The 23,436-nt window shown below is 59.4% G+C and carries 17 protein-coding genes; 3 read left to right on the top strand and 14 right to left on the bottom strand.

All coding sequences use genetic code 11. The features are described from left to right. Positions 1-329: 329 nt before the first annotated feature. A complete protein-coding gene (locus tag CRI93_RS14695; RefSeq protein ID WP_098063433.1) occupies positions 330-914 on the top strand; it encodes a polysaccharide deacetylase family protein in 585 nt (194 codons plus the stop codon). Between the two features lie 137 nt (positions 915-1,051). Here CRI93_RS14695 and CRI93_RS14690 read toward each other — a convergent pair whose 3' ends face one another. The 3 genes from CRI93_RS14690 to CRI93_RS14680 form a co-directional block, all read right to left on the bottom strand. Continuing rightward, positions 1,052-6,283, bottom strand: coding sequence for a DEAD/DEAH box helicase (locus CRI93_RS14690; RefSeq protein WP_098063431.1), 5,232 nt, complete (start codon positions 6,281-6,283; stop codon positions 1,052-1,054). A 78-nt stretch (positions 6,284-6,361) separates the two neighbouring features. Next, positions 6,362-6,733 (bottom strand): HEPN domain-containing protein, encoded by a 372-nt coding sequence (locus tag CRI93_RS14685; protein ID WP_098063430.1) that lies wholly within the window; start codon positions 6,731-6,733, stop codon positions 6,362-6,364. Further along, the gene (locus CRI93_RS14680) at positions 6,730-7,077 is read right to left on the bottom strand and encodes a nucleotidyltransferase domain-containing protein (RefSeq protein ID WP_098063428.1); all 348 of its coding nucleotides are present in this window, start codon (positions 7,075-7,077) and stop codon (positions 6,730-6,732) included. The genes CRI93_RS14685 and CRI93_RS14680 overlap by 4 nt, the downstream gene beginning before the upstream one ends. A gap of 337 nt (positions 7,078-7,414) precedes the next feature. Between CRI93_RS14680 and CRI93_RS14675 the strand changes: the two genes are divergently transcribed. Then, positions 7,415-7,777 (top strand): ASCH domain-containing protein, encoded by a 363-nt coding sequence (locus CRI93_RS14675; RefSeq protein ID WP_098063426.1) that lies wholly within the window; start codon positions 7,415-7,417, stop codon positions 7,775-7,777. On the opposite strand, the gene CRI93_RS14670 is transcribed toward CRI93_RS14675, so the two are convergent. From CRI93_RS14670 to CRI93_RS14625, 10 genes are all read right to left on the bottom strand, one after another. Then, the gene (locus CRI93_RS14670) at positions 7,774-8,598 is read right to left on the bottom strand and encodes a hypothetical protein (RefSeq protein ID WP_098063424.1); all 825 of its coding nucleotides are present in this window, start codon (positions 8,596-8,598) and stop codon (positions 7,774-7,776) included. The genes CRI93_RS14675 and CRI93_RS14670 overlap by 4 nt on opposite strands. Positions 8,599-8,658: 60 nt before the next feature. After that, the gene (locus CRI93_RS14665; protein ID WP_098063422.1) at positions 8,659-9,147 is read right to left on the bottom strand and encodes a hypothetical protein; all 489 of its coding nucleotides are present in this window, start codon (positions 9,145-9,147) and stop codon (positions 8,659-8,661) included. Between the two features lie 24 nt (positions 9,148-9,171). After that, a complete protein-coding gene (locus tag CRI93_RS14660) occupies positions 9,172-9,690 on the bottom strand; it encodes a helix-turn-helix domain-containing protein (RefSeq protein WP_217992559.1) in 519 nt (172 codons plus the stop codon). A gap of 52 nt (positions 9,691-9,742) precedes the next feature. After that, positions 9,743-10,093 carry a type II toxin-antitoxin system RelE/ParE family toxin gene (locus tag CRI93_RS15715; protein WP_098063420.1) on the bottom strand — a complete coding sequence of 117 codons (351 nt, stop codon included), beginning with the start codon at positions 10,091-10,093 and terminating at the stop codon, positions 9,743-9,745. A 203-nt stretch (positions 10,094-10,296) separates the two neighbouring features. Then, complete coding sequence (locus CRI93_RS14650) at positions 10,297-11,085, bottom strand: CBS domain-containing protein (protein ID WP_098063418.1); 789 nt, start codon at positions 11,083-11,085, stop codon at positions 10,297-10,299. 50 nt (positions 11,086-11,135) lie between these two features. Next, a complete protein-coding gene (locus tag CRI93_RS14645) occupies positions 11,136-15,956 on the bottom strand; it encodes an HNH endonuclease (protein WP_098063416.1) in 4,821 nt (1,606 codons plus the stop codon). Between the two features lie 44 nt (positions 15,957-16,000). Further along, positions 16,001-17,056 carry a hypothetical protein gene (locus CRI93_RS14640; protein ID WP_098063414.1) on the bottom strand — a complete coding sequence of 352 codons (1,056 nt, stop codon included), beginning with the start codon at positions 17,054-17,056 and terminating at the stop codon, positions 16,001-16,003. A gap of 26 nt (positions 17,057-17,082) precedes the next feature. Next, complete coding sequence (locus CRI93_RS14635; RefSeq protein ID WP_098063412.1) at positions 17,083-19,968, bottom strand: helicase-related protein; 2,886 nt, start codon at positions 19,966-19,968, stop codon at positions 17,083-17,085. Positions 19,969-20,359: 391 nt separating this feature from the next. After that, the gene (locus tag CRI93_RS14630; RefSeq protein ID WP_098063410.1) at positions 20,360-20,791 is read right to left on the bottom strand and encodes a type II toxin-antitoxin system VapC family toxin; all 432 of its coding nucleotides are present in this window, start codon (positions 20,789-20,791) and stop codon (positions 20,360-20,362) included. Beyond that, the gene (locus CRI93_RS14625) at positions 20,788-21,036 is read right to left on the bottom strand and encodes a ribbon-helix-helix domain-containing protein (protein ID WP_141491736.1); all 249 of its coding nucleotides are present in this window, start codon (positions 21,034-21,036) and stop codon (positions 20,788-20,790) included. Before CRI93_RS14625 ends, CRI93_RS14630 begins: the two co-directional genes overlap by 4 nt. A 442-nt stretch (positions 21,037-21,478) precedes the next feature. Between CRI93_RS14625 and CRI93_RS14620 the strand changes: the two genes are divergently transcribed. Continuing rightward, positions 21,479-21,697: a DUF4357 domain-containing protein gene (locus tag CRI93_RS14620; RefSeq protein WP_176521891.1), complete on the top strand. Its 219-nt coding sequence runs from the start codon at positions 21,479-21,481 to the stop codon at positions 21,695-21,697. Positions 21,698-21,925: 228 nt separating this feature from the next. On the opposite strand, the gene CRI93_RS14615 is transcribed toward CRI93_RS14620, so the two are convergent. Further along, a complete protein-coding gene (locus CRI93_RS14615) occupies positions 21,926-23,092 on the bottom strand; it encodes a hypothetical protein (RefSeq protein WP_098063405.1) in 1,167 nt (388 codons plus the stop codon). Positions 23,093-23,436: the final 344 nt, after the last annotated feature.

The raw sequence follows: 23,436 nt of genomic DNA, 5'->3' as shown, positions 1-23,436 counted from the left end.
AAAAGGCGCACGAGCGCCGCGCGAAGAGCCTGTTCCGGTACGGGTTAGATGGGTTGCAACAGATACTGACGACCCCCGAGCGGCAAGACGCCGCCCTCTTCCGCTGTTTGAGCCTGCTTCAACGACCGACGGCTCATCTGCCCTATGGATAATATCCTATGGGTAGGCAATCATTCGCGTTTGAAGAGACACTCAACTTTTGTCATGTACCATGGGCTCTGTGGCCTAAGGCATTATTGGCAGCAATGGATTAGGTCAGCTACCTGAGAAAAGATGGAGCTGGAATAAACATTGAATCGAAGAAACATCAATACACACCAAAACCACATATGACCTACGGATCACTTGACGGGACACGGGAAGTTGTTTTAACTTTCGATGATGGTCCTGATGCTTCTACAACGCCCGAAGTAATCGATGTATTAAACGAGCACGACATAGAAGGAATATTCTTCGTGGTTGGTAAGCGACTTGCGTCGAGTCGTGGACAAGAAATCATTGAGCGGGCCTATAATGACGGTCACGTAATTGCGAATCATACGTACTCTCACCCTAAACTTACCAAATTAGGGAATCAGGAGATCAAGGATGAGCTCCGAAAGACGCAAGATCTAATAGGAGACTTTGCGTCTGAGCCTCTTCTTTTCAGGCCACCATACGGTGCAACAAATGCCCGTGTCGATAAGCTAATTCAGGAGGAAGGATACCTGAAGGTTATGTGGAACGTTGACACGCTGGACTGGGATAAAAGAAGCAAAGCTTGGGTGCAACATGGTATGGATCAGATTAGCAACCGGGAAGATAGTCTGGTTCTGATGCATGACATTCATCCGACTACGGCAGAACACGTCAACGAGCTCATAACTCGCATAAAGTCCTTAGGCGAAAACGTTAGCTTTGTGAGCTATGCCTGAGAAAATGAGAAAAGCAGCGTTCTGCGCCTTCTAATTTAATCGCGGTTGTGGAAGGCGTTGTAACTGGTATTTAGGTGCAGTTCCAGCTATGAAAGTGCAGTGATAAGTGGCACCTCGTGTGCTATACGTGGTAGATCTCATTGAATATGGGGACGCACCCGTTCCTCCAACTCGCTAAGGTCATCTGAGGAGTTGATGACAGCAATACGATACCCCTGGGCCTTGAGGCGGCGGCGCTTGTGCGCATCCGCGTTGGCGATATGCGCTTTGTAATGCGGCGATCCGTCCACAAAGACCGCGGTGCGCGGCTTGTAGTAAAAGTCGGCTTCCGCGACAGGCGTGTCGCCGTCGTGCAGGGTGTACTGCGCATCGTCGGGCAGGGGGAGCCCCTCAGCTACGATCGCGTCCAGCACGTCGCGTTCCAGATCCGACTCGCACTGAGTGCGCAAGGCATACAGGTGCTCCTCGCGCCTTGGCTGGTTGGCTGACACATCGAGCGTGTCCAGGGACTGGAGCAGTGGGAGGACGAGCGTGCGATCGATCAGGTCGTGGTCGCGCTGGTTGTAGAACGTCAGCAGGCACTCATAGCATGCTTTTTCGCAGCCCTCTTCGTCATGCTCATGCAGGAGCTCGCGAGCGCTCTGGAGCACGCGCTGCAGGCGAGGCGCCTGGGTGAGGGACTGCACCGCGCCGGTACCGCCTTCCTGCGTCTCGTATAGCACAATGCGGCGGCGGTCGGGGGCGTTGGGAATCTCGCTGACGAAGCCGTCGACCTCGCGCTCATCCAGCTCCATCTCGATAGAGAGCGCCTGTTGAAGCGTATACCGCAGCGTCGTGTAAAAGGCATCGACGGCAGTGACGTCTTCGGGCAGCGGACAGTCAACCGTGAGGACGTCGTTTTGCGTCTGGGTGTACAGGTGGATGCCACGTACGACCTGCTCCGGCGGTGCATGATGTGGGCACCGGCCGTCGTCGCCAGCATGGTCGCTCAGGGCCTTTTCGGTGACAAGCCACTCGTTGCACGATTGGCAGTAGCCGAAGCCCATGGCCTCGTCGTCGCGTTCGGCTTTGGTGGGGCCGCGGTTGACGTTGAGCACGCGTCCGTTATGCTCGTAGCTGAGCTTCATAGCAGGCGCCTCATCGCCTGCGTCGATGGTATGCTCCGTGGCGCCGGGTCCTTGCTGGTAATAGATCTCCATGCTATACCCCGACCGGCGGCGCTCTTCTTCGTCGGAGGTAATGGACTGCCGTTGGATCGCGACCATATCGGGCATGGCCAGTGCGCGTGGGTTTGCGTGCGTCGTGGATAGTGAGGTCCCACAGCGCCCGCAGGCTTCCCGCTTCGCCGATTCCTCGCCGAGATGAGCGGCATTGCATTCCGGGCAGACCTGCAGCTTCTCAAACGCCAGCGCACTGTCGCCCGTGGTGCGTGGACGCCCGTATTTGACTTCGTACCGGCTACCTCGATAGTAGATGAAGTTGCCCGGCGCATACTCGCGCAGCGCCAGCACGGGATCGCGCATGAGGCTGTCGTCCCGGTCGTAGAAAGTGACCGAGACCGAGTCACGCGGGAACGCATAGTTAGGCAGAAATCCCTGGCTACCCAGGTAGCGGTACATGTAAAACGCACCGCGTCCACGCCGCATGGACCCAAGGCGCCGCTCGATCACGGAACGTCGAATCTCCAGGCTCCGCTCACTGTCTTCGCGGCCCAGTCGGCGGTTGATGCCGTCGCGTTCTTGCTTGAGCTGTGCATACTCATTCCGCCAGGCAGTGAATGCCCCATCGAGCCTCTGGGGGAAGCGCTTGATGGCCTGCTCGATGACATCAGCGCCAAACCAGTCGAAGGTCTCGATCTCCCGCGCAAATGCGGTTTGTACGGCCTGCTCAATCGTTGTGTAGTGCGCGTCGATACTGCGTTCCAGCTCTGTGTAGAGCGAGGGAAAGATGGGATACTCCGAAGCGTCTACATCGAGCAGTTCACGCGGCTTGGTAGGAAGCTTAAACGAGGCATGGTGCGCCAGCACTTCCAGCACGAGCGCATGCATGTGCGTCTGGATGAGCCGCTCGTTATCAAGCAGGAAACGCGGTGGAGTGATCGTTCCCGCAATGATCTTCTCGGGACGCCGGTAGAAGTACTGGTCATGCGAGCCCCGGTTGACGCCCGCCCCGCAGAATACGGTGATGAGCGACGGCTGTCCGGTCCGCCCGGCCCGCCCGGCCCGCTGCGCGTAGTTGGACGGACTCGGCGGCACGTTCCGCATAAAGACGTTCGAGAGGTCTCCAATATCGATCCCGAGCTCCATGGTCGGCGTGCATACGACCACGTTGAGCGGGTTGTCCTCATCGCGAAAGTTCTCCTCAATCTGGCGACGCTCCTGACCGTCGACCTGCCCGCTGTGCGCTTCCGCCTGTACCTGGCTGCTTCGGCTTAGCGGACGGCTGTATTCGGTGCGAAAGTAGTTGTCAGAGAGGTCAACATCCGGCTCCAGCTCGTCGCATTTGCGCTCGGTGCATACGTCGAGGGTCCGAAAGTGGTGAACGCTTCCGCACTGCGGACACACGTCGTGCACCGTTTCGGTGTGACGAGCCAGATGGATAAGTGAGGCAGGTAGCATGTAGAGGTCGCCCGCGTATTTGATGTGCTCGCGCTCCAGAAAGCGGACGTCGCGACTACTCAGGATGTCAACCAGCGCACGCAGTATCTCTTGGGCCTCGCTGTATTCTACGTTGAGAGCACGCTTCGTCCACGCTACCGTCGTTGTGGCAGCGTGGGTAAAGCGGCGGACGTCGGCGGTCTTTGTCTCAGTAGAGGCCGAGTCGCTGAAGCCGACCGGGCGCAGGTACGAGGTGTCTTCCAGCAGGACATCCGCACTGAGCTTTTCCATGGTCTTCCGACGGAAGCGGTTGAAGTGCAGCAGCGCGTCGTCGCGGATGGCCATCCGCTTGCGCATGATGTCGAGCACGCCGCGAATGTAGTCGTGGCGCTCATCGTCGGTGCAGCGGGCGAGCACCGGGGCGTCGTCCCACAGAGCCTGTGCCGCAGCAAGCTCGCTGAGCCCGTCGTACTTCACCTCCAGCAGACCGGTGTCTTCCAGGTTCTGGTGGATGCGGCGGCGGGTGCGCTGAATGTCTTGCAGAAGCGCAAACCGCAGGTACGTCTGGTAGCGGGAGGCCGCCTGCGGATCGCTCCGAAACCGTCCGGTGTCTTCTTTCTGGTATTGAGGCAGCGCGTCAGCCGCTTCCATCGTGTCGAAGATATTCAGGCCCATGTCGCTCAAGGGCGTTGGCGTCCCCGACGGATCAAGTGCGTTCAGTACCGCGCGCCGAAAGTGGATGCGCTGCTGCAGATTGTTCATGTGGGCGGCCTGCAACGCCGTATCCTGCCGGTTGTCGGAGAACGCCAACGTCTTGCGCTCGCCTTGGGGGACCGACGAAAGCGTGTTCGATACCAGAATGTCGGTGGCGGTAGAGCGGCCCACCGTGCCGAAGGTGAACAGCTTGTTGAACTCGCGTGGACGCCGCGTGTGCTTGATGCCACACGACGAGCAGAGCAGAAACGGTTCAGTGAGAACGGCCACTTCAAGTGTGGAGTGACTACACGTGGCATCCACCTTATTGCAGGTCGGGCAGTAGGTGGTGTTGGTGGGGACCGCGTCCTTGTATTGCTTCTGGATGCTCTTGCCGCTGCGCGTGTGCCAGCTCTCCGGCATCGGGACCGCGTCGAAGTCGTGGTGATGCGGATACAGATAGGCGGGCTGCCCACCGATCGCTTCATCGGGCGTGCCGCCAAGCTCGCGGGGATATACTGTGCCGTCTTCCGCGATCGTGACGCCGTAGTATTCTTGCCCACAGGAGCGGCAGAACTGCAAGGGGAGGGCGATCCGATCCCGGTCATGCTCCTGCGCGCAGGTGGGGCATGTGCGCTCGCCGCGATCGTTCAGGTGAGGGCCTTCGGGGGTGAGACAGGTGGTGATGCCGCGGCCCTGTGAAAAGAAGGCGTGGAGCTTCGGGACAAATCGGGCGGCCAGGTCGCTGCTGTGGGGCTGGCGGGTCATGGGAGCCGTACCCACCAGAAGCGCAGCCATCAGTTCACGGAGCGCTTCAGATCGGGAGGCTGCAGGCCGGTACGCCTCGCGGTAGTCGTCGATCATGTCAGGGAGGCGCTTGGCCCCCGCATCCAGCTGATGCTCCAGAAAGTGCATCGTGGCCTGCGCGTTCAGTGCCTGACCGAGTCTGGTACCGGTGCGCTCGTCCTTGCTCAGAGAGCGCCCGAGTAGCGCCTCGGCCAGCGTCGCGGTCTGCTCCGGGCCCCCGTCGAAGTCCTCGACCATGGCATCGGTCACCTGGACCTCGGCGGCCAGATCCTGGTCGCCAGTGCTGATGGGCGGACGATAGGATTCGCCGACCACGTGCTCCCGCTCGAAGGGCTCTCCGAACAGCTTGGTGGCGAAGTCGGCGATGAGTTGCTCGGCGTCTTCGCCTTCGCCGCTCTGCACCGTAGCACTGGTGGCAATGCAGCGCAACTGCCCGGTGGTGCCGGTGTGCTGCTTCAGGCGACGGATCAGGCAGGCCACGTCGGAGCCGCGGTTGCCGGTGTAGGTGTGCACCTCGTCGAGCACGAGGAACCGGAGGGCATTCTGGCGCCCTGCTGGGAACAGGTCGCGATCCCGGAAACGCGTAAGCAGCAGCTCCAGCATGACGTAATTGGTCATGAGGATGTCGGGCGGATCCGCCTGAATCTCTTCCCGGCTGATCACCTCGCTGTCGTACGGATGTTCGCGTCCGGTGGCTTTCCGGAAATCCTGCAGGGCCTGGTCTTCGGTCGAGGCCGTATCGCCGGTGTAGCGCCCCAGCGTAAGCCCCGACCCGCGCAAGCGCTGCGCAAAGTCCTCGTACTGCGAGTTCGCCAGCGCATTCATCGGGTAGATGATGACGGCTTTGATGCCATCAATACCCGCCTCGCGCATCTGCAGGCAGTCGCTCACAATTGGGATCCCAAATGCAAACGACTTCCCCGACCCGGTGCCCGTGGCTACGATAGTGTTGTGCTGGTTTTGTACCTGCCGGATTGCGGTGGACTGATGCTTGTACGGCGTGATCGGCGGGGCAGCGCGGTCGCCAGCGTCCACGGTGAAGCAGGCCGGCGTGTCGGGATGAAGCAGCCCGTCATCGACGAGCGTCTGAAGCGAGTCGCCGGTTTTGAAGCGCCGGGCGAGCTGGATATACGGGTCTTTCCAGAGCAGCGTACCCTGGTCAACGCGATCCTGCACCCACGACTCGATCTGGGGGTTGCGGAATTGCTGGAAGGTGTGGACGTAGCGCTGATAGGCGTTCTGGGTGTCACGAAGGACGTGGAAGGGGTTCATGGGTGCGAAGAGGAACTGGATTGGGAGAATGGGTTGAGACAGATGATGAGATGGGTACAGCAGCCCAACAGTTTGGAGTCAACGTACATCAGCAATTGCCTCAATCAATTGCTCAACGTCGTTGATCATATCTGCGGCAGCGTCTAACTCGAACACAGCAAAGGCGTCGTAGTCGGCGCGGTTGCGCATTGTCTCCGCTTCGGCGAGGGTGCTTGCCGTAGCGTGCGGAATACGACCGGTGCGAACGAAGTGGTACGAGAACCGGGTCTTTACGCCGGCATGCGAACTGGGGGTTTCGTCCTCTGTGAGCAGGGCAGCCCGTGCTGCATGAAAGGCCGCATAATACGCTCGATTGACAGCGGCCTCGGCCCGTTTGTGCTGCAAAAGTAGACGGGCGTCATCGAGCGCCTGGCGGGCTTTTTCCATAAGCGCTTGGTCGGTATCACTCACAGCACCACCCCCTCCCGGTCAATATTGCGAAGAAGCGGGCGGTCTTTGTGAGCAAACTCTTTCCCGCTCAGGTGCACAAACGAGAGAGCCACACCGTGCCTTGAAGCAATGTCCATGATCAGGCCGCTTGTGCGCCGCGCCTCCGTGAGCGCGTCAACCGGAGCGTCAAGCACGATTAACACGTCCACATCGCTTTCTGCGTGGGCCTCGCCGCGGGCCTGCGATCCAAAGACGATGAGACGTACCAGGCGATCATCGTAGAGGTCGCGCAGCGCTGTACGGGTCTCCTGTAGGGCTGTGCGCACAGCCGGGGTAACGTCCAACGTGGGCAGCGTCGCGGGCATAAGCTGTGTTTGACGTGAGTCTACTGTCGTGTTTACAGGTAGCGTACGCAGATGAAGGTTTGTTGATGCAAACCCTATCCTAACCAGAGAAGTGCCGACAGATCCCGGGGGAGCAACTGGCGTAGCAGGGCGGAGTCGGCTTGGACAACGCTTGGCACAGGCAGTGTGGCTATTTGCTTATTTTGCACGCCGTGGAGGTGCTACGGCTTCTTCGTAGCTCAGCGGGCAGATGCTCTGCTGTGCATTGGAATCACTTCAATTTCTCAGGATACGGAAAGAGAAACCTGTACGTTAGTAAAATAACATACCAATGTTACTTCATGGAGCCCCTGTCCTGATGGCTATTATCACGTTTTCGCTTACGCGCGATGAGCTCCTGTCTGGACAAAAGACAGTGACCCGGCGCGACTGGAAGCCCTCGCATATGGCGAACTGGCAGCGCTGGTATGATGAGGGCCGACACATCCACGATGCATATGACCGCATCCCCATTGCCGGAGGAAGCAAAATTGCAGAGATCCGACTCACCGAACGTCCATACTGGGAAGCGTTAGAAAACATGCCTAAAGACGACTTGCAAGCTGAGGGCGGAATGGCAGACAGCCTTGAGCAGTTCTATGATCTCGTCGGTCTTCCACCCTCCCACGAGGTTGCAGTTGTCCGATTTGAGCTCGTCGAAGCAGAAGTTGCAGTGTGCTAATCAAAAAGAGGAGTGCTTCGGCGCTCCACATCGGCTCGCTTCGGATACCACAGCCCGACAATTGTAAATGATTGCGGGTACCGTTGCATATTGCCCAGAAAAAACTTAAGCTCGTTCTTCCGTGGGTTACAGATCGACTCAATCTTCTGACGAGCCTTTTCGGGACCTTCTCGTCGAGTGAGTTCTCCGAGTCCCCAGTCCAGAATGTTCATATCATGCCCATTACAGTCGGAGTGCGGGTTGTCAGGTGTTTTTCCGCAGTACCATCTGACACAGATACGATGCTTCTGAAAGTCGAGCCAAGGGGTTCGTTCGGTCTGGAATAGGTCCTTCTGGCTCCGAATGGCTTCAAGCTTTTGCACATGCTCTTCTTCCTTCTCTGGACTTCGTTCCTCAACGTAGACGTCGGTGACCTTCGCCACTGGAACGATACCCAATGATTGATCACTCTGGCGTTGTGATTTCTTCAGTTCCCTGGCCGTATCGAAGTGCCAAGACGTGTCTCGCTCAATCACCTTTCGACGCGCCATCCACCCGTCGTCAGGCTTGATACGTTCCGCCGACATGATTTTTTCAGCACGGATCCCGTAACTCTCGGGACGTGGGTCTTTACCGCTTCGACGGCGAATTGGAGCTTCAATCCACTGATATGCTTTATACTTTTCCTCCTTTTTGAGATGACGAAAAGGAACAGGATAGATTCGGACAGGGCTTCCATCTTCCAGGCAACCAGCGGTGCACACCGTTTCACCGTATTTCGTACTTAGCTCCGGGTAGGTCTTGCCCCAGATCAGGATGCGTTTGGTTTGATAATCAGACATGCTGAATAAGAGAGGTGCTATTGGGAGATTCGACAGATGGTAAGTGATGTGATGCGCCGTTCACGAATCGGATTCGTCGGCGCCAGAGGGCTCTTCCGCGTCCGACTTCAGGAGGGGAAGCATGAGAGCAGGCCAGCTCATGCGCTGCGTCGTATCGTGCACGAACTGCCGGATGAATGGCCAGGCGTTGATCGGCAGGCTCACTTGTTCAAATACCCGCAGGTAAGCGTCTATCGGGTACGCGTCATCCTCGAAGGTGCAGGCGTATGCGAAACCGTACGTGACGTCAATATGCCCGACGGCTGTATCTTCGCTTCCCTCCTCTACAAAGAAAGAAAGGGAGCACTGCTGAAGGGCTTCGAACCCTTCGTCGTGCTGTACGAACTCGTTCTCGGTCTCAATTTTGTAGGATACCTGGGCATCTTGGCCGAGTGGGGCCAGCGACTCAACATTGCAGTGTACAAGTCTGGCGTTGCGTAATTCCACATCCTGAACGAAGTCCTGGTACTTCTCAGGTGGGGGTAGCTCTTCGGACGATGGATCAAACATGGGTAGAGGGCTAAAAGAAGAGAATCAGGCTGCTACACGTTGGTGGTAGGGATCTGCATAGCCACCGGGAAATTGCTGAATATGCGGTGCGTTGCGAGGCACATAATGCATGTTGCCTTCTCCAGCAAGCTCTTCGTATTTCACCGGAATAGGCCCGTCCTTCGTGAAAATAGTAATCCCAAGTTCAGCCTCCAGCGCGCTAAGGTAGTCGAGTACCGATTCGATCTGGTGGTCGTAGTTTGCGCTTTCAAGCTTGGAGACCCAGCTCTGCGATACGCCGTCTCCAAGACGGTCCGCCAACTGAGCCTGTGTGAGATCAGCCTGCTTGCGGGCGCGTCGCATGGCGTCCGTTAGCGTGATCCGCAGCGCTTCTTTCTTGCCTGCACGGCGCGTCTCGGGAGTGTCGGGGATGAGAGACTGAGTGACCGCAATTGCGTCGCTACCCGCAGGTTCAAAGGCTCCCTGATCCTCCTCAGGAATGTCCAGGTCGGCAAAGTCCTCTTCCGAGAATGTGATGTCACTGATCTTTTCTTCCATGCTCATAGGTCGTTGTGTTGTGGTTGGCTGGTGTTGCTCGGAATGCAGGCATCAGTCGTCATCCGTATGCCCGCTGAACTGCTTTCTGCCGCGGGATGGCTTTCTTAACGGCTTTCTTGTAGTCGCTGGCGTCTTTCTCCTTGAATCCGTGCAGAACGAAAAAGCGTCGTCCTGCTACGGCGCACAGAAGAAAACGCGGGTTGTTTTCAGACTTAATCTTGAGACGGTACAGCCCTTTTACGCCTTGTACGTTCGTCATGACACCGTTTTTCACTCGGGGTCCCTTCATCTTCACGTATGTTGCCCGCGTTTGGAATGCACTCCGCTCCGACGGATTAAGGGACTCAAGAAAGGTTCGTGCCGGCTCCTCCCCTTTGTTGTTACGGTAGAACTCTATACTCCACTCCATATGACTCAATATTCTATATATAGAATAATGCTTTGCTGTTCCAACCGCAAGCCCTGGCAGTCGTTTGCAGACCGGCGTATGGACTGGTGCTGTTATCGGTATCCATGGGCTCGTGCGTTTTTGAGGGCTTCGCGATGCTTTCTGGTTACTCGAATGATTCTGTCATAATCGCGAATAGGCGACAGTTCCTTCTCGGAAATGTGCTACGAACGATACGACGCTATTCGATCCAGCAACTCTTCTATGCGTTCGCACCTGTGGTTGACTGACGATACCCCCTCTACTGAGTCAACCACCAGCCGCACGGAATGAGCTACGCTCTTACGCATCTCGTTGATACCACTTTTTGCACCATCGAACTTGTTTTTGGAGTCAAACCCGATGCCCTTGCGTAAGGTCGGCTCATTTCTAACAGCTCGAAAAACATCCGTCAGATTGAAGTGCTCAATCGGGTCGTGCGTCACATCTTTTTCGGCCATTTCCTGTTTCAACTCAGCAAATCTCTCTTGCCGTCTCTTGCTGAGATGCTCCACGTATGTCCATGAGCTCTTTTCGTGGTGCCGCAAGAGATGGGCGAGATTGATTTCCAACTGCGAAATCAGCAAGTATAGGGCAGTGCGCGCTACCGCATTGTTGAGATCTGCATATGTGACCAGCCCAACCACGCGATCTTCTTGGAAGACAAATCGGGCAGGATGCTGATCCCCGTCCAGAATGTCAATCAGGCGCCGAATTGATGTATCTGCTGATACGAGCCACCTCGGTGCTATCTGCTCGTAGTTGCCAGTATCCGGCAGCTTTCGGTCTTTCGGGTTGGCAATCATAAGTCCGGCGACAGAACCGTTGTCCATCACGGGGACCTGATTGATCTCCAATTCCCGAACCTTTCCCTGAACTGCTGATGGGTCTTCCGCCCGGTTGATCGTGACCAGTTGTTCGCGCTCCGTCATGAGCGCGTCAACAGTGAGCGTGTTTTGAATGGATTCAAGCACGGGTAAGAATGCCACTCATTTGTAGAAGAAGAAAACGAAATATGCGAATCTTAAGTAGTCTCTTCTTTGGTTGTCTCGGCCCGCCACCGCAAAAACACCTCATGCGGACGATACCGCTCGGGCTCGACTTCCGGCTCGGCGATCGGCTCGCCGTCGTACGCCTTCAGGAAACGGTAGTCGCGGTCGTTGGGCAGGTTGGGGCGGACCTGCACGGCGCGTTCGTCAGGGTCGATGTGGAAGAGGCCCTGGTCGTAGGCCCAGTGGTGGTTCTTGCAGAGCGCAAGGCCGTTGCGTGGGTCGTCGGGGCCGCCTTTGTGTCGCGGGACGATGTGCGCGGCGTCCACGATGGAACTGCCGTCGCCGGTGCCACGGGCGTCGGCGCCGCAGATGCAGCACTGGTGGCCGTATAGCTTGCGCACGCCAATGCGGAAGGCGTCGCTCCGCCGGACGCGCTCGACTTCGCTCGTCTCGGTCTCCACGTCTTCCGTTGCGCTCGGGTCGTCGTCAAGGTCTCCGAGCAGGGCGCGCAACTCGGCTTCCACGCCGTCGCGGTGCGCGTCGCTGTCATCGCTCAGGGCGTCTTCGTCGTCCTCGGTGAGGGTGGTGAGGCCGCTGTTGGATGCGGAGACCAGTTCGCTCCCGGCCAACCGATCATACGCCTCCAGCACCAGCCGCTTGGTGCGGTATTCGCCGTGTTCGGCTTTGTCTTTGCGCTTGACGATGGGGAAGGTGTCGAGGATGTAGGCGAGTTCGTTGCGCTCCAGTCCGTAGAGGTGGCCGTACAGCCCGTCGAGGTCGGCGCGGAGGTGGGTGCGGCGCTCCTCGTTCCACATGAACGGTTCGTGGGGGAAACGAGGATTGGGAAACGGGTCGGTGTGCTGATACGGAACCGAGGTGAACCGGTCTTCGGGAACAGAATGAAGCCAAACGGGCATGCGCTTGCCTCGGTGCCCGCCGCCGGTGGCTTCGGTGTTGGACTGCCACTGCGTCTTGATAGCCTCGCGCAGGGTGTCGCTGGACTCGCTCCATACGTCATCGGCAAACGCGGCCAGGTCCCACGCGGTATAGGTGAGCTCCAGCACGCGGGGAACGATGTATTCGAGCAGTTCCGGCGTGTACCGCTCAGGTGGGTGGACGGGGAGTTGTTTGAGTATGGAATATGTGAGGTGGGTGCCACTCAGCTTTTGGCGAACTGCGTAATCAACACAGAACGAGTTTGCTGAAGCGGTAAGGCAAAGCGTGTTTGTAAGCATGTGACCATCAAAAATCAGGGGAGCTGTATGTCCTACCCCCATCGGAGGTAGAAAGGTCAACATTGCCGTCCGCACGTCAGTATTTCGAGCTATGTCGCGAAAGGCGAGCCAAGAACTCTCACCACGGTCAATCTTGGTTTTCCGGATCCAATAGCGTGGTACCACCTGTTTTTGTGCTTGGACATGCTCTTCGGGAGTTACATCTCTTGAGTCTTCAGTTGTCTCGTACGTGGCAAAGCGGTGATCGAACTGGTGAAACATCTTTGCCTCATACAACGGCAAAAACACTTCCTCGCCACGCACAAACCGATTGCCCTCCAGCACAAACCCCTCTGCTTCTAACTCCTCCCGCGTGTGGAAGAGATCGCTGTCGCCGGACATGTGGAACATCGTGGAGAATGACACGCCCCACGGGTTCTCATCTTCTGGCTCATTAATGAGCACCAGCGCGGCATCATACAGCTTTTTGGTAAGCTCCGCATCCCGCTTCGAGCGGAAGGTAGGGCAGGTGCCGGTGTTTGGGTTGATGGCGTAGAGTTCTTCGGGCGAGAGCGTGAAGTGCCGGTCGGTGTCGCTTAGATGCTCGGTCTGCGTCAGGAAGAAGGCAAAGTCGATTGCCGGCTGCGGCGCGCCCGACCCGGTGAGCGTGAGCAGGCAGAACTTCATGCGGCTGTCCACGCCGTGGAAAAGCGGCTTACGGTTCTCGAAGTCGTAGAGGCTGACGAGTTCGCGGTTATCAACAAGCGCGTTGAAGAAGTCCTGCGTGTAGTAATCCGTGGCGATGCCGCTGGGCACAATCACGCCCACGCGGCCCGTAGCATCTATCACCTGCCGCACGAGTCCGGCAAAGATCTGGTACAGGTTGACATCGCCCACCGCGGTGAGGTCGTAGCGCCCGCTCTCGCGCAGGTACGTACTGAACGCCTCGCTGAACTGCTGCGCTTGCTGGTACTCGTCGTACAGCGGGTCGCCGTCGGCTTTCAGGTGCTTGATTTTCTTCTTGCGCTTGGCGGCGGTGGAGGCCCCGGCAATGTCGGGTGCTTTTACGGCGAAGAACTCTTTCTCCTGTAGCTTGATGCGTTCCCACGGCGGGTTGCCCAGCACCACGTCGAAGCCCGGTCCTGAGCTTGTTGACGGACGTGCCTGTCCATCCGTTTGCCCGTTTTGTGGGGATCCTTCGACTCCCCCTGGTCGCTCAGGATGTTCTCCGTTGGCGAACACCTCGGGGAACTCCAGATGCCAGTGAAAGAAGCGGTGGCGGTCGGCCAGGGACTTGATTCGCTCGGCCTCTTCGGCTGGAATGGCGCCGGGCCCTTCGCGTTGCAGGCGAAAGACCTCGCCATAGGTCGGTGCCCATTCGGTGTACGCGTCGATCGGCCAGAAAAAGGCAGCGGTCCACGCATCTGCCTCCAACTTGGCCCGCTGGCGGCTCGGGTCCTGACTCCATGAGCGGTACACCTCGCGGGCCTTTTTTGGATTAGCCTGTGCAAGCTGCACGAAGTCGCCCGCCGTGTATGCCGTGCCGGGGTCGGTGGTCATGCCTTCGGCGAACGCGCCGAGTTGCACCCCGATGCCGTCTTTGCTCTCGCGGCGTTCCGTACGATTGCGCTTGCGCATTTCTTTGGCCTGTTCGCGGTGCGTACCCGAGCGGGTGTGGTCGAACGCCTCGTAGGGTACGCCGTCTTTGAGCAGATCGGGCGTGGCGCCGATGAGCGAGTTACCGCATTTGATGTGGTGATCCAGAAAGTTCAGCGGCTCGTTGTCTACGCTGGCGTTAATCCACAGGCTCACCTTGCAGAGTTCCACCGCCATCGGGTTGAGGTCTACCGCGTAGATGCACTGGGCGAGCACGTCGCGCGTGGCCTGGCGGATAGTGCGCTCGTGCGGATACGCATCGCCGGTGCGCAGCCGGGCAATTTCAGCGCCCATCACGTTGTTTGCGGCCACGAGAAAGTGCCCGCTCCCAGCGGCCGGATCCACGATGTCCATATCCAACAGCGCAGCTGTCCCCGCGTTACGGGCGGAGGCGTCGAGTTCGGCGTAGTCCTCCAGCAACCCGCCAGCGGCCTCCGCATCCCCCTGAACCGACCGAACGGGCAGTCCAGCCCGCTGCAGACGATCGCGCATGACAGGCAGGAGCGCGCTTTTGATGAGCTCGTTAACGAGCGAGTCGTCGGTGTAGTAGGAGCCGGACTGCTTGCGCTCCAGTCCGCGCGGGTCGAGCACGAAGGTGCCCGCAGCGAATTCGTCGCCATCGATGGTTTCGGGGTCGGTGGTCACGCGCGGGGTGAAGTCGAGCAGGCTTTCGTAGACCGAGCCCAGCTCGTCGACCCCGAGATCGACGTAGGAGATGCGCTGCAGCACGCCCTCATCCTCAATCAGAGTAAGCGCCCGGATGGCCTGCAGCAGCCGGGTGTTGTCGCAGGCACGCCCTTCAAGATAGGTGTCGGGCCCGGTGGCAAAGAGTTCGCCGTTGTATCCGAAGACCCCGAGCGCTTCGGTGCCTTTGCGCACCATCTTGAACGTAGTGGTGAGGCCCTGCCACAGATCGGTGTGGCGATCGCTGCGGGGCACGCCCGACTCGGCCTGCTCGCGGAGGGCGGTCAGGCTGTAGTCGCTCCAGTAGAGATCGGCGCGTGGGGCACTGGCATCGGGCACGAGGCCGCGCTGCTCGGCAAACAGCAGAAACAGCATGCGATACACCACGCGCAGCACATCGCGATAGAACGCGCGGGCGGCGTCGATGTCGTCTTGCAGGAGGTCGATCAGCTCCGCATCTCCTTGCAGGAAGCCATTGGCGAGATGCTCGATGGCGGTGCGCACCTGCGGGCGCAGCTTCTCGCCGACTTTCACCCCAGCGGCACGGGCAGTCTGGTGAATGGATTCGAGCGGGCAGGCGGCCTCGCTGTCGTCTTCTGGGGCCGGTAGGATGCGAAAGCGACTGGCGTGGCCCAGACGGTAGAGCGCGCGGAAGTCGGCGTAGGCGCGCGTCTCGAAGATGCTTTCGAGGTCGAACTGGATGTAGCCTTTCGAGAAGGTGTGGTGGTAGTTGCGCAGGAGGCGCAGCGTGCGTCCGTTGGAGAGCAGCGCCCAGCGGTCGTCGGGGCTTACATTCAGGAAGAGCTGCACCATGTCGTGCGGCGACTTGGCCTTGGGGCCGCGTCCGCTGCCGTGGCGCTCGTCGAGCAGTTGCGTGGCAGGCAGCAGATGCACCGGGGGCGGATTCGGGGCCTTGGGGGAGATCCAGCCTCGGTGCGATATCGGGAAGCGCAGCGCGTCGTCATCGGTCGGGCGCAGGTGGCCCTGCTGGTACTGCGGGCTGAAGTCGAGCAGGCTACACAGCGGGATGAGCCAGCGGCGGCGCACGGCCGAGGTATCGAGCGCATCGAGCCCGCCCGGCTCCTGCTGGATGCTATCCCACCGCTCCTTAAGCAGCTCCCAGGCCGTCGCGATGTCGTCGTTGAGCGCGTTCTCGGTGGTCGGAGCAGGCGTCCACGGCAGCGCAAACGACGGCGCGTCCATGTGCGAGCGCGAGACCGCCGCCTCGCGCAACTCGTCGACAACAGCCTGGGTGAGAAGTCCGCCAGAGGTGGTGATGTGGGAAGGCGTGTCGGGCATGGGGGAATGGTCGGGGGGGCGAAAAGCGAGATGAACGGTTGAGTTCAGTTGTTGCTGGCAAGAACAGGTTCGAGCCGGGTAGCGATGAACTGGAGTTGGTCAACAAGATGGCGGACGACATCCTGGCGCCCGAGACCTGTCGGTGTCTCGAAAGGAATCAGAAGATGGGTTGGTCCAAAGTCGTCGCCTTCAAAAACAGGCCGAGGCCACTCTAATAGCTCTTTGCCTCTGTATTGCGTCTTCCGATTCCCGGTGAACAGCCGCATCCAGAGCGGTGAAAGACCGCGCTTGGCCCACCAGCGATATCGCACCCCGATTTCAGCTTCGCAACCGAAGAGCGTGGCAAAAAACCGGTAGTTCATATTAGAGAGGGTAACCTTCTTCGATGTGACGTTCCATGCGGTTGATTGGCTTTCGAGCGACCCTTTGAGATCGTCTACGATGTCATGAAGATCGATTATCCGCTCCGCAATCCACGGATCAAACTCATTTTCCTTAAACGGTCGGAATACGCCGCTTCCTTGCTGTTCACACAACGCGCGAAGCTGCCGCAGATCCTCCGCTGCTTCGATTGCAGAATGGTTCAGAGCAGCTTGCTCAAGTATGTTCAGGACCTTGCTCCATGTAGTTATTGAAAGATGCTGTCCAGAGTCGAAATGTATATGATACGTCGAAGCGTCTACTTCTGGCGTGTATCCGTCTTCTGCGCATTTGGATGCGACCTCTCTCCAAATCGGTAATTTTCGTCGATCTGGGACAAGAAGTAGAAGTACAGACCCACTTTCACTTTCCAATTCATCCAGGTAACCCGTGGGCTGGTTTCCCGAGAGGCTGGCGCCAAACTTGGATTCAACAAAGAGACGACGTTCGCTTCCGCGCACCCAGCCAATTAGGTCTGGGCGCCCACCATCAGTGGTTGTTTTCTGCGTTGCCAGCCGCATATCAGCCTCAAGTGTAGCGCCCGAGACGTCATTCACATGTGCGACAAACGCCTCCAGCAGCACCTCATCGGACTGCAGGATATAGAAAAGGGCCTCCGTTGCAAGATCTTCGGTATTATGTCCAACTTTACTTGCAACGTGGCTAAACAGGCGAGACATTTGAAATTGGGGACCTATTAGGGAGGCTACGCTGGAAAGTAGACCGTAAACGTGAGTACGTCGAAGTGGCCCGGCGCGATGTCGGTGAGGCCGCGGGCCCAGGTCGTGGCGGTGGCCTTGGGATCGTCGTTGAGCTCATCGTGCATGGCAGCGCGCTCGTCGATAAGTGCCTGCCGCCGCTGTTCGAGCGCCTCCTCGAAGTAGGTGTCGGCGTCTGGATGAAAAGTGTCCAGGTCGTCCAAGACCTCTTGCACCTCGCTATCGCTGCGCGTCTGCGACGTAGGTGCGCTACGCAAGAGCTTCTGGACGGTATCCGGATCCAGGGGCGTCTCTCCGTACACCGGAATGCCAACGGGCACCAGTTCTTCGAGCACCGCGGTGGAGGCATTCGTATCCGTCGCCGTAGCATAGCGGGCCAGCAGATGCGCCACCACGGTCACCTCGGGCGCGGATTCCGTCACGCGGTAGGCGGTGCGTCCGTAGTGTGTGGTATCTTCCTCGAAAGCATCCTGCTTCACCACATCGATCAACTGCCGCACGAGCGGGTGCCCCAGGTCGAGTACCGTAATGTCGGGCGCGTCCAGCCCCTGTTCGGGGTCGAACGTGGCATGCTCGATTGCGCGGCCTACCGATTCGACGCGCAGTGCGGGATCCGTTACGCTGATGCGAAGGGTGCCATCGGCGCGTTCTTTGACCTGGCATCCAAACCGGCTGAGCCCGCTCCGCACGAAGTGCTCAATCTGTTCGGGCGATCCAATTGTGCGTTCAGTGCGCTGCAGCCGCTCCTCGATGTCGGGCAGTTGCACGTGGGTCTGTCCGTAGAAGCTATCGCCTTTGATGCGGTCGAGCGTATCGGTCGAGAAGGGATCCTCGGGAGCTTCAGCGGGCGCGCCATCTCCCGACGCAGTCTCTCCGTCCCCAAAGAGCGTGAGCTGCTTCGGGCCCAGCGAAATTTCGTGCTGAGCAAGCAACTCCATGATGTCGGTGTCTTCCCCGAAGTAGGGCGGTGAGAAGCCATAATCAGCGCGGATCTTAGCTGCTTTGCGCACCAGCACCTTCATGATGCTGGCGTCGAGCGTCTCGTCCATCACCATCGTGCGGATATAGACGGTGTCGCGGCGCTGCCCAAAGCGGTCCACACGCCCGTTGCGCTGCTCCAACCGGTTGGGATTCCAGGGCAGCTCGTAGTGGATGACCTGTCCGGCCGCATGCTGCAGGTTGATGCCCTCAGAAATGGCATCTGTGGCGACGAGAACGGCCTTCTCAGCCGCGTCGAACTGCTGGAAGACCTCGCGGCGCTTGGTTTCCGAGAGCTGTCCGTAGATAGTAAACACCTCCGTATCCCCCAGCCGCTTTGAGTCGGCAATCTCCTTAGCGAGGTAGTCCATCGTGTCGGTGTACCGCGTGAACACGATGACCTTCGGGTCGTCGCGCAGGCGGTTGGGCAAGACCGTGCGGGTAAGCTCGCGCAGCTTGCTGTCGCGTGAGGGCGTGACCGTGCCGGCTTCGGCAATGGCGGATTCGAGGTGGGTGATTTCATTCCGAATGGCCTCCAGATCCCCGAAGACCGTGCGCTCGGTGCGCTCGGCGGCCTCCTCGTCGTTGAGGCGCTCGCCGGTGTCCTCATCGAGCACCGTGGCCTTGGCCTCAGACTCCGAGATCGCGACCTCGACGCCCAGTTCCTCTTTGGCGCGTTGCGTGAGGCTCTTCTTGCGATTGGCCAGCGAGGCTCGCAGGGCAGCCGGCGAACTGAGCGCGCGCTTGTGGAGGTGAAGCACAGTCCAGTTGGCCAGGGTCTTCGAGTGGGCGCCGCCGTGTTCGGCGCTGGCAAGGATCTGCTCGCCGTACGCTTCCACCGCATCGATCGCGGCGCGCTCGTACTGCGTAGGCGGAATAATGACCTCCTCCTGGTCGCGGTCAGGGAACGGACTGGTTTCTCCCGCTTCCCCGAACCACTCTTGCACGTCTTGGCGGCGACGCTGGCAGACATGCCGTTGAGCAGCCGACCGCTGAATGGACGGGTTGTGCAAGGTACCGCCAACCAGGTTCTCACCCAGCAAGCGAAGCAGGCTGGCGAATGTGTCGGTGTATCCGTTGTGCGGGGTGGCCGTGAGCAGAAGCAGGTGGCGGATGTCGGGGCTCTCTGCAATAGCGCGTGCGAACTCCCACCGCTCAGTGGTGGCCTGTGTATCTGCCCGGCTGGCATGGGGCTTGGCGGCCAGGTGGGCCTCGTCAAACAGCGCCACATCCCATGACTGCTCCAGGATCTGGTTTTTGATAGCGGGCTGCTTCGCGTAGTCAATCGAGGTAATAAGCACCGGAAACTGCTCCCACGGGCTCACGCCTGCGGGCAGTTCGCGCTCCATGGTGCGGCGGTGTCGCGTCGAGATGATGCGAGCAGGCAAGTGAAAGAAGTACGTGAGCGCCTCCTTCCACTGCTCACGCAGCGACGCGGGAACGACGACCAGCACCCGCGAGGCCTGCTGGCGGGCCATCAGCTCGGTGATGATGAGGCCGGCTTCGATGGTCTTGCCAAGTCCGACATCGTCAGCGATGAGCATGCGCACGCGCTGCTGCATCTCCAGCGCCATCGCGACGGGCACCAGCTGGTAGTTTTTCGGGATCACGCGGCTGCGTTGCAGACTGAGCAGCGGGGCGGTGCCGTGTAGCATGCTGAGCCGGTGGGCACGCAATAGCAGGTCCTGCGCCTGTATGGTGCCGACTACGTTCTGATTGGGCCGCTCCAGTTCGCCTCGCTCAACGGGCTCAACGGGCAAGTAGAAGCGCCGTGTGCGGCTCTGGCTACCGTCGAGGGGCGTAGCCGTGAGCACCTCGCCTTCTTGCTGGTCAACGCGCCAGAGGCGATTACGGGCGGATACGACGGTGCCAGGCGTGAACGAGGGGGTTGCCATGGGCGGTGCGAACAGATGAGTGAGCTGAGCGAGCTGACGTGTGGGGATGCACTGCCGTCTGATGTGCTACGCACAACCCCACAAGTAACGTACGAACCGGGGGAGGCGAACGCAACTGGCCGAGCCGAAGCTTGCAGGCTGATCAGCAGCCTCGTAACAGTGAATCGACGACTGATTTGCACACATGTTTTTTCCCCGATGGACCTCCCGCACGAGTCCTCTTGAGGAATGCTCCAGCAGATGATTTCCAGTCAGTGGTCCGTTTTACGGAGCACGAACAGATCGAGGACTTCCAAGATGTGCCGACAAGAGGTGCTGATGCAGGTGCAACGCCGCGCTACAGCAATGGATCGGTGAAGACAGTCGTAGGGCCCTGCGCCTGCATTTGCTATCAGGGGAGAAACCAGTTCTCGATGTGCAGATCCCCGGTCAGCGCTTCATAGGCCTCAAAATCGGATGTATTGCGCGTAACGAGGATGAGCGACCGTGTGGCGGCTACAGCTGCGATTTGTCCATCTACGAACGGCTGCGTGCGTCCCTGCGCCTCCAGGTCAGCGCGGGCCTCCCCGTGCCAACGGGCGGCCTCGTGGTCATACGGAATGACGGGCATAGACGGGCGTACCACCTCCGCAAGGTAGTTGGCCAGATATTGGCGGCGTTTGCCTTCCGGCATCCGCCGGACGCCGTAGACGAGCTCATGCCAGGCGGGAGCAGGTAAAGCGATGTCCCCGCCGTGTGCATCCAAGCGGTCTACGACAGCAGCATTGGGCTCGGGCCGGGCCGGCTCGGAGATAATATTCGTGTCCAGGAGGTAGCGAATCACAGGCGCACCTCGCGTCCAGGATCATCGCTCCGCAGGTCGTTGAGGTCGCCCTCGGTGAGCGGCGAGGGCCCATGCCAGTCGCGGAAGCGACGGTAGGCAGTCCCAAACGAATCCGGCTGTTCGGCGACGGCTCGCTCCAGCAGCAAGATGGCTTGTTGGTTGAGGCTGCGACGTTCGGTATCAGCCAATGCCCGAATGCGGTCCATGACCTCTTCGGGAACGCCTTTTAAGGTAAGTGCAGACATAAGCCTTGGAGGTTTGCGGAATATGGTGTGTTATGGTTGCATAATGCACCGCGTTGTACAGGATGCGCCGCGCTCGGTTCACTTGAGGACCGAACCTCGTCCACCGATGCGGGCCGAACTCCCCGGAGTCAACCGCGGTTGACTCGTACACGGATTCATGTTGAGGTCCAGAGCCCCCTCACGAAAACATCAGTTCCAGCTGCTACCCCGCCGCGTCTTCGGCGATCAGCGACGAGATGGTCAAGCCCGTTACAGCTTGTTTTCACTGCTCCAACTGACTTCAGGCTTATGTCTCATTCTCGCCCTAAAACCATCCAGGTCTTCCTCCCTGACGGTAACGCGCGTAGCGTCCGCATTGCGGAGGTGACCAGCCGGACGGTACAGGCCGTACAGGTCCCGCGGTCGAAGCTGAAAGTGGCAGAAGGCCGCGATGAGGTGCAGCGTGTCGGGGTTTACTTCCTCTGGGACCCGTCGGCAGCGCCTCGCCCAGGACGGCGTCCTGGAGCCGCAAGAGGAGAACGGGGCCCTTGTGTTCACGGAGGACCATGCCTTCAGCTCGCCCTCCGGCGCGGCAGTCATCGTTCAAGGGATGCACGTCAACGGCTGGAAAGCCTGGGTCGACGGCAACGGGCGGACCTTGGACGAGCTGGAGCGGAAGTAGTTAACGGCTGACGCGCTTGAGCAGACATGTCATGTCCATCAGGCAGCCCATCACAGGAGCCCATCACCTCCGGAATCGCCGCTTCGTAAGCCGCTGCTCCGCAGGCCGCTGAGGTCGCCTTTTCTGAACGGCGAGGCCGCACTCAACTCCATGTGCACCTTTGGTCGCGTACGCATCTGTGCGGTAGACGAGGCGGGCAGAGTAGACTGAAGACGGAGCGGCACGTTTTCAGCTGAAGTCGCGCTTCGATTCAAAGCCGGATGTGCCCATATCCTCAATGTAGGTCACGGCCTTGAGGACCGTCTCAATTCCGATGGTAGGGAGCAGATTGGTGTCACGCTCGCCAGACGGTGAGGACGGCTGATCTGCATCCGAAGGGACTGCATCCGAAGAGTCAACATCGGAAGGGCCTGCATCGGTATGCGTAGCGTGTGCAGATTCGCTTGCGGCTGCTGCGCCCGAGATGTGCCGGTACAGGTAGCGCTCCGAGAGGCTGTGCAGTCCGGCGCGGCGACACACGAGGTAGGCCACCGACTCCGCTTCAATCTCGCGTTGGGCAGGAGTGAGGCTGCGCCGATCGGGCCACCAGTCGGTCTCCGTGCTGCCGAGGTGCCCGCAGAAGAGATGAGCCATTTCATGGGCGAAGGCGGCGTACTGCTCCTCGGCGGTGTCTACTCCCGATGAGACGCGCCCTCCGCGGACGCCCGCTCCGTTGACCGGGTTGTTGCAGGCCTGTTCTCGGTGAGGGGCTCGTTGATGAAAGTCTTCTTGATGAGATCTGTTCTCATGAGAGCGTCCGTTAAATGAGGTTGTATCTGGGCCGCGAAGCCGTGCGACGTGTGTGTAGCGGCTGGGGGCATCGAAGCGTGGCCCGTTCGAAGCAATAGATCCAGCCCGGTGCGCAGGCCACTCCGGGTTAAACTCCACCTTGACGCGTTCCTTGTCTTCGCAATGCGCAGCGGCGCGGCGCCAGGTGGCCGGGTCCAGGCTTCCGTCTACCGCAAAGGGCTCGGTGACGCGCTCGGGAAGCGACGTGCCGTCGTCGCCGGGTTTGGTGTCCTTCGCTGCGAAGACGAAGAGGATCGGGCCAAAGGGCTGGAGGATGACGCAAGGCCGGGCGCCGGTCTTCACGTGTCGCCCGAAGCGCCCCCGCCACTGGCTTTCGGTGGCGAAGTACATCGCGCCTGGGCGCTGCACATGAAGCAGCGCGCTGTTAAACGGGGAGTAGTGGGACAGGCGCGCAATGAAGTCGAGAAAGGCGCGGTAGTGATCGGCTTGCCGCAGGCGCTGGGAGCGCTGGAAGAGGCGGCCCAAGGCATCGCGCTCGGTGGGTTCGGGGGAGGCGTTGGGCGAGTCTGTATCATCCGAATGCTCAAGAGGTGTAGTTTCAGTCATGGTAACCAGGTAGTTCTTATGCGAGAGTAAGTGACTGGCGAGGTTGAGTGAGAAGAGAAAAAGTACTTAGATGGCACCAGATTACGGAATTAGAGACCAGCTGCCCCCTATCTGGGAAACACGAGACAGGCGAAGGATGCCTCAGTCTTCGCGCTAATGTACATTCGTATAAGGTCGGGTCGTGTGGCATTAAGCCTTCTCGAAGCATCTGAGGGCCTCTCAGAACGTCTTGTGCTATGGGTAAATCATCGATAGAGGCTCTTCAGGGCTGTTCCGGGGCGACCCAGGGCCTCGTTGGCGACAAACCCCACCATGTAGGCCAGCAGCTTCGCAACGACGCGCGT

This window comes from Longimonas halophila, from assembly GCF_002554705.1.
Classification (GTDB): domain Bacteria; phylum Bacteroidota; class Rhodothermia; order Rhodothermales; family Salinibacteraceae; genus Longimonas; species Longimonas halophila.
The sequence above is the reverse complement of the archived record's forward strand: the minus strand, read 5'-3'. Positions and strand labels throughout refer to the sequence as shown.